Raw genomic sequence first — 7,665 nt, forward strand, 5'->3', positions numbered from 1 at the left:
CCCCAGAATTGGGGGTTAGGGTGGGGTTTGAACCTGATATTGTCCTAAAACAAATAAACATTTTTATGAATCACCAGAACTTTCTCGCTTTCGTCACTTCCTCAATATTCATGGTGGGATTAACTTTAGGTTGTCGTTCTCAAGCAACCACTACAACCGTTATTTCCAACCTTCAACCCGCTGCCAATGGTAATTTTGATCCAAGTGCTATTCAAGGGCAAAATACTCCGGTTAATGCCCCTTTTAAGCTGGCTGGTAAGGTGTTTAATGTACAAGACTCTTTTGTTCTAAAAGGTTTTGATTCTGTAGCCTATTTTCAACAAGGAAAGGCAATTCCGGGTAATGCTAATTTTACCTATAAATGGCAGGATGTAAATTGGCGATTTTCCACAGCCGAAAACCGCAACTTATTTATTAAAAATCCTGAAAAATACGCTCCTCAATATGGAGGATTTTGTGCTTGGGCTGTCAGTAGAGGATATACCGCACCTATTGACCCTAATGCCTGGAAAATTGTGTCCGGTAAGCTGTACTTAAATGCTAATTTGGACACTCAAAAACGCTGGGAAAAAGATATTCCTGGAAATATTCAAAAAGCTGATCAAAATTGGCCTGGTATAGCCAAAAAAATTCGCCGTTAATAATTAGCGAGAAAGACCTTCATTTAGGTAGGGTGTGTTAGCGACAGCGTAACGCACCATAATCAAAGATTCTAAGTAGGGTGAATCATCCTGGCTACAGCTATAAGTGCCAAATAAATTTGGCAGAGACGTTCTAACGGAACGTCTCTACAACGAAAAATAAAGCGCGTATTCATCCAGAAATGGTGTTGTGTAGTTCTATATTTTGATATTAATGGGAGTTCGAGTCATAATTTTTAACCCTTCTCCAATATGAAGAGGGGTGGCGGTGAGGTTTATTGAATTTGGGTTAAAAATTAATTATTGAGGTTGGCGTTGTTGACGACGAGAACGCATTTCTTCTTGGAATTGTTTCATCTGTGCTTTTTGTTCAGGAGTTAACAAAGCTTGCATTTGCTGTCTAGATGACTGTTTGATTTGTTTCATTTGATCTTTCTGTGCTTCTGTTAAATTTAAAGAAGCAAAAACATCTCTTTTTGCTTTCATTCTACTCTGGCGTTGCCCCTGTTGTCGTTCAGCTTTAGCGTCTGCCATGGCAGCTTTTAATTTAGCTTTTTGTTCTGGTGTCAAAACCGCTTCAATTTGGGTGCGGGTATTGCGGCCAATTTCCTGCATTTTCACCTTTTGTTCTGGTGTCAAATTCAAACGTTGGAATGAACCCTTTTGCCACATTTCTTGAGCAGGTTTATTTGTAGGTGCATTTTGTTGTGCTTGTACTGCAAAGGGGGTTGCGGTTAAAGTTAAAGCTAAAGTAGCAATAAGTAGTGATAAAGTTTTCAATTTCATAATTACCTCTTGGTTATTTCCATTTTCTATCTTTCTATTATAAAAACTGAAATCCATTAACGACATCAGGCAAAAGTCACGTTTACATCCATTACTTTAGTCATGATATGACCATTAATATATCTTTATTATATCTACTTTAACTTGAATTATGATAAAAATATTTTAAGTTTGGTTAAATTTTTCAATGGTTGAATATTATGAAAACTCCCATCCAATTCAATAATCATCCTTTTCGAGTTCTCCTTTATTTAGAATGGTTATTATTAGGATTTTCCGCATTAATGGCGTTAATGCCATCACCCTCACCAAAATTTTCGTCAATTTTTCCAGAACTGACAATTTGTAGTTTGACAATTTTTGGTTTGATGGGGTTAAGATTACCTACTCATAATAAAATTAATAAGGTTATCTATACGGCTATTGAAGTAGTATTAATTCTCATTACTGGATTTTTTGGAGGTAGAAGTGCTAGACTTTTTCCCTTTCTTTATTTAATTTTAGTAACTCGTAGTTGCTTAATTTTTCAACTTCCAGGACGATTAACCGTTACTTTTTTATCATTTATTTTATTCCTTATGAGTCTCATTCAGCGCATACCCAATGGAAAAATTACACCTTTAAATCAGGAAAGATTTTGGTTTTTTAGTTTTAGTTTAGCAGTTTTATTTGGTTTGAGTTTAGTATTTGCTTTGCTATTAATGAATACTGTTTTATCTGAGAGAGAAAGTAGAGATAAATTAGCAGTTGCTAACCAAAAATTAAGAGAATATGCTTTAAAAATAGAAAACCAAGCTACTTTAGAAGAACGTAACCGTATCGCTAGAGAAATTCATGATTCTTTAGGACATTCTCTCACAGCCTTAAATTTACAGTTAGAAACTGCCCTCAAATTATCAAAATCTGATATTCCTAGAGCTATGAATTTTTTAGTAACTGCGAAAGAACTCGGTTCACAAGCATTAAAAGATGTCCGTCAATCTGTTTCTAAGATGAGATCCCACCCTTTACAAGAGAAAAATTTAGAACAAGCAATTGCAGTTTTAGCCGCAGATTTTCAACGCACTACTGGTATTATTCCTAATTGTCAAATATCGCTTGTATCTCCATTATCTATGGAAATTAGTATGCCTATTTATCGCATTATTCAAGAATCATTAACCAATATTTCTAAATATGCCCAAGCTACAGAAGTTAACATAGACTTAATCACAACTGTCACAGATTTAACGTTAATTATCAAGGATAATGGTAAAGGTTTTGAGTTAGAGCAAAATACTACTGGGTTTGGTTTACAAAGTATGCGCGATCGCACCTTAGCATTAGGAGGCGAATTTGCAATTAATACTCATCCAGGTGCAGGTTGTAAAATTGTTGTGCAAGTTCCTTTATGATAAGGTAGAATAAACTAGATCGCCAACTTCTTTAAGAAGTCGGGGATCTGAGACTCTAAATATTAAGAAATTAATTAACTTAATTGGTTTTGAGTGACAAGAAATTATCATCTAAAATATCTTTTTAAAAACATAGAAAATATATGAACTTTACAAACTACTTACAGCAACTCCAAACCGACCTAGAAAAAGGCAGTGAACGCACCCATTACCCCACATTAAAAAATCTAATTGATAATGGTATTATGGGAATAAAATCTACCGTTGAAGAAACTGGAAACCAAGCTGGTATTCCTGACTTTACCGTCAGAAAAAATAATCAATTACTCGGTTATATTGAAGCTAAAAAAATCGGAGAAAATTTAGATAAAATTGAAAAAACTGAACAATTACAACGCTATTTAGAATCATCTATTGGTGAAAATCTTATTCTTACTAACTATCTCCAGTTTCATTGGTATGTTGACGGTAAACTACAATTAAAAGCCACCTTAGCCACAATTGAAAATAATCAAATTATTGCTGTTTCTGATATATCAACAACAGAAGAATTAATTAACGCATTTTTTAATAAACAAGAAAAAACGATTAATAACTATTATGAATTAGCACAAGAAATGGCATCTGTCACTAAAGCCATTCGCTATAGTATTAATGAAGCCTTGAAAACTGAACAACAAACAGGAGAATTAACTGAATTAAAATTACTTTTCCAAGATTTACTATTACCTGATTTAGATAATAATAACTTTGCTGATATGTACGCTCAAACTATCGCTTATGGTTTATTTACTGCTAGAGTTGGTCATTGTGAAACAAAAACCACCTATCAATTTAATCGAGAAAATGTGAGTATTTATATTAGTGATAAAATTCCCTTTCTACAAGGATTATTTAGTACAGTAATTTCTACAAATATCATCAGTAAAATAAACTGGACAATTGATATTTTAATTGAACTTTTGGCTAAAATTGACATGGTTAACATCCTGCAAAACTTTGGACAAGAAACTAGAAAACAAGATCCCGTAGTCCACTTTTATGAAACATTTTTAGCCGCTTATGAAGCATCATTAAGAAAAAGTAGAGGAGTTTATTATACTCCTGAACCTGTAGTATCTTTTATTGTCAAAGCAGTTAATGATATTTTAGAAAATGATTTTAGTTTAGATGATGGTTTAGGTAGTAAAAACGTCACAATTTTAGATCCTGCTACGGGAACAGGAACGTTTTTATTTACAGTCATTAAACAAATTTATAATCATTTCGAAAAATACGGAATTAAAACTTGTAATGAATTATTTAGAGATAAACAAGTTCTCAAACGTCTATATGGTTTTGAGTTATTAATGACTCCTTATACAATTGCACATTTAAAACTAGGAATATTATTAGAAAAATTAGGTTATCGTTTCCAAGAAAAAGAAAGATTAAATATCTTTTTAACTAACGCTTTAAACGAAGGTGTGAAAAAATCTGAATTACTCTTAGGTCAGTATATCTCAGCAGAAGCAAACCAAGCAGCAGCAATTAAAACAGAAATTCCTATTCATGTGGTTTTAGGAAACCCCCCCTATTCTGGACATTCAGAAAATAAAAATGAATGGATAGAAGGATTAGTAAAAGATTATTATCAAATAGATGGACTATCTTTAGATGAAAAAAATTCCAAATGGTTACAAGATGATTATGTCAAATTTATCCGTTTTGGACAATGGAGAATTGATCAAACTGGTGTGGGAATTTTAGCTTTTGTTACCAATCATGGTTATTTAGATAATCCCACATTTCGGGGAATGCGCCAAAATTTATTACAAAGTTTTAACCGCATTTATATTGTTAATTTACATGGTAATGCTAAGAAAAAAGAAGTTTCTCCCGATGGAACACCAGATCAAAATGTGTTTGATATTCAACAAGGTGTATCAATTTTAATTGCTGTGAAAGATATTCCTGAAAGTAAGATTATATTTAAGCAGCAACATCAACCAGAAAATGGCATTTTCTATTATGATTTATGGGGAAGTCGTGATCATAAATATCAACTATTGCAAGAATTAACCATGAAAACAGTAGAATGGGAAAAAATTAATCCTGTTTCTCCATTTTATTTATTCACTCCTCACAATACGGAATTATTAGCGGAATATAATCAAGGTTGGAAAATAACTGATATTATGCCAGTTAATTCTGTGGGAATTGTCACAGCGCGAGATGCTTTAACAATTCAAAAAACTCCTGAAGATGTGGAAACAATAGTTAATGATTTTGCATTTTTACCACCAGAAACAGCCAGAGAAAAGTATGATTTAGGCAAAGATACCAGAGATTGGCAGGTTGCTTTAGCACAGGATGATATTAAAAAAAGTAGAGTTAAGAAAAAAGTAAAAGGGAAAGCAACTAAGAATTTAATTATTGATCATGAATTAATTCAACCTATTTTATATCGTCCTTTTGATATCAGATATACCTATTATACAGGTAAATCCAGAGGATTTATTTGCATGCCTAGAAATGAAGTCATGAAAAATATGATTCTTGGTGATAATTTGGGACTAATTACTGTTAGGCAACAATCCCAGTCTGGTGAATGGTATTTAATAGGTGTTAGTCAATATATTATAGAATCTTGTCCTATTTCTAATAAAACTAAGGAAATTAATTATTTATTTCCTCTGTATATTTACCCGGAAAATGAAACAACACAAGAAAGAAAACCTAACTTTTCTTCTGAATTTATCACTGCAATTAACGCAAAGTTAGGTTATATTCCCACACCAGAAAACATCCTTTATTATATTTATGCTGTATTTCATTCTCCCAAATATCGAGAGAGATACTCTCAGTTTTTAAAAATTGATTTTCCTTGTCTTCCTTTAACTAGCAATCATGAATTATTTAACCAATTAGTTACTAAAGGAGAAATATTAGTTAATTTACATTTAATGAAAAATATTCCACCGACTCCCATAACTAAGTCCGAAACTTCTACTACTGCTAACTTACCACTATTTAATGGAGAAGAAAGAGGGGCTATACATTATCAAGGTGATGGCAAAAATCAAATAACGCAAATTAAATATAACCCGAATAAACGGCAAATTGCCATTAATCAAGATTGTTACTTTTCTGGTATTTCTCAAACAGTATGGGAATTTAAAATAGGTGGATATCAAGTATTAGATAAATGGTTAAAAGACCGAAAAAGTGCTAATGGTTATTTATCGGATGTCGAAATTACTCATTATCAACACATCATTATTATTTTGACAGAAACAATTAAAATAATGACAGAAATAGATGGTATAATTCCTCAGTTTCCTGTTATATAGCTGAAGCAATAATATCCATTACCAATTACCAATCACCAATTAACATGATCACCATTTTACTTGTAGATGACCAAAGTTTAATCCGCCAAGGTTTAAGAGCGTTATTAGAATTAGAAACGGATATAGAAATTATCGGTGAAGCAGAAAATGGTCAAGTTGCACTTCATTTAGTTAAAGAATTACAACCAAATGTAATTTTAATGGATATCAGAATGCCAATAATGGATGGAGTTGCTGCTACTAGAGAAATTAATCACCAATTCCCACAAAGTAAAGTCCTAATTTTAACAACTTTTGATGATGAAGAATATGTCAAAGCCGCACTACAAAATGGTGCAATGGGTTACTTACTCAAAGATACACCATCAGAAGAATTAGCAGTTGCTATTCGTGCAGTTGATAAAGGATATTCCCAACTTGCACCGGGAATAGTCAAAAAACTTCTGACTCATCCTATTCCACCCCAACCATCTGTACCTCAGAATTTAGCAGAGCTTACACCCAGAGAAAAAGAAGTTTTGCGGTTAATTGCTATTGGTGATAATAATCGAGAAATTGCCACAAAACTTTATATTTCTGAGGGTACAGTCAAAAATCACGTTACAAATATTTTAAATAGACTCAATCTCCGTGATCGTACACAAGCAGCTATTTTAGCAAATACTTTTTTTATCTATTTAGAGCAAAGCACTAGCAATAAATAGAACTTATCTTATTGACATGATAATCTGTCACTGGAGGAAGACAGCCTCTGTCTGGCTTTTATCCCTTGTCTAAAGGACAGTTAAGTTTTTCCGCCACGCTCCAAAACTTAACCTCAAGAGTTTTCAGTAAGTATACTCTCTTATAAATACTGAATTGTAGATTATTGCTTGTACCATGTTTATCTGAGTAAATTCACTAATTTTACAAAAATTAATACTATAAAAGAAATTCTAATGCTGGTTAAACAACAAAAAACTTTACTAAATAAGGCTTTTAGAGCATTAAATCCTTTTGAAGCTTTACACATAGTCTTAACTTATGTTTATAATAAGTTAAACTGAAGTTCAGTATTTTTTCGGTACTATATCAGTTTTTACTGAGGGATAATTTAAATCACAGGAGCAGTAGTCAACAGGCATTAATTTACACAGGTTTCTGAAATGAGAAGATCAATTCGAGAACATAATGCAAACAGCCAATTCTTTCCTTAAAGAAAATCATGGATGAGAATTACCCCTTGAAAATAAAACTCTAGATTTAGAGGTAAAAAACCCTGTTTAATTTAGTATTTGTTTTGATTTGATCCTCGGTTCCCAATTCAACATAATGGAGAATAATCATCATGGCTATTAACACACAAAAACTCGGTATGATTTTGCAAAACTTTGTTAGTGGTACTCCTGATGTACAAGGAGCAGCACTTGTAACTCCAGATGGTTTACCTTTAGGAGCGAGTCTACCCGGTGGAATGGATGAAGAAAGAGTATCAGCCATGTCCGCATCTATGGGGAGCATCTCAAGTTTGTT

6 protein-coding genes are annotated in these 7,665 nt (G+C 32.7%); 5 read left to right on the plus strand and 1 reads right to left on the minus strand.

The features are described from left to right. Window positions 1-641: YHS domain-containing (seleno)protein (locus CUN59_RS16870; RefSeq protein ID WP_243406975.1), on the plus strand; the 641-nt coding region annotated here is incomplete at its 5' end. Between the two features lie 300 nt (window positions 642-941). Here CUN59_RS16870 and CUN59_RS16875 read toward each other — a convergent pair. After that, window positions 942-1,427, minus strand: a complete 486-nt coding sequence (locus CUN59_RS16875; RefSeq protein ID WP_104388939.1) for a P pilus assembly/Cpx signaling pathway, periplasmic inhibitor/zinc-resistance associated protein — start codon at window positions 1,425-1,427, stop codon at window positions 942-944. A gap of 200 nt (window positions 1,428-1,627) precedes the next feature. Between CUN59_RS16875 and CUN59_RS16880 the strand changes: the two genes are divergently transcribed. The 4 genes from CUN59_RS16880 to CUN59_RS16895 all read left to right on the plus strand — a co-directional run. Further along, the gene (locus CUN59_RS16880; RefSeq protein ID WP_104388935.1) at window positions 1,628-2,821 is read left to right on the plus strand and encodes a sensor histidine kinase; all 1,194 of its coding nucleotides are present in this window, start codon (window positions 1,628-1,630) and stop codon (window positions 2,819-2,821) included. 143 nt (window positions 2,822-2,964) lie between these two features. Next, entirely contained in the window at window positions 2,965-6,153 is a 3,189-nt protein-coding gene (locus CUN59_RS16885; protein WP_104388936.1) for a type ISP restriction/modification enzyme, read from the plus strand. A 44-nt stretch (window positions 6,154-6,197) separates the two neighbouring features. Continuing rightward, window positions 6,198-6,857 (plus strand): response regulator, encoded by a 660-nt coding sequence (locus CUN59_RS16890; RefSeq protein WP_104388937.1) that lies wholly within the window; start codon window positions 6,198-6,200, stop codon window positions 6,855-6,857. Between the two features lie 623 nt (window positions 6,858-7,480). Next, window positions 7,481-7,665, plus strand: a 185-nt coding sequence (locus tag CUN59_RS16895; RefSeq protein ID WP_207765434.1) for a roadblock/LC7 domain-containing protein, incomplete at its 3' end; no start/stop codon positions are given.

Source organism: Cuspidothrix issatschenkoi CHARLIE-1 (assembly GCF_002934005.1).
GTDB classification, from domain to species: Bacteria; Cyanobacteriota; Cyanobacteriia; order Cyanobacteriales; family Nostocaceae; genus Cuspidothrix; species Cuspidothrix issatschenkoi.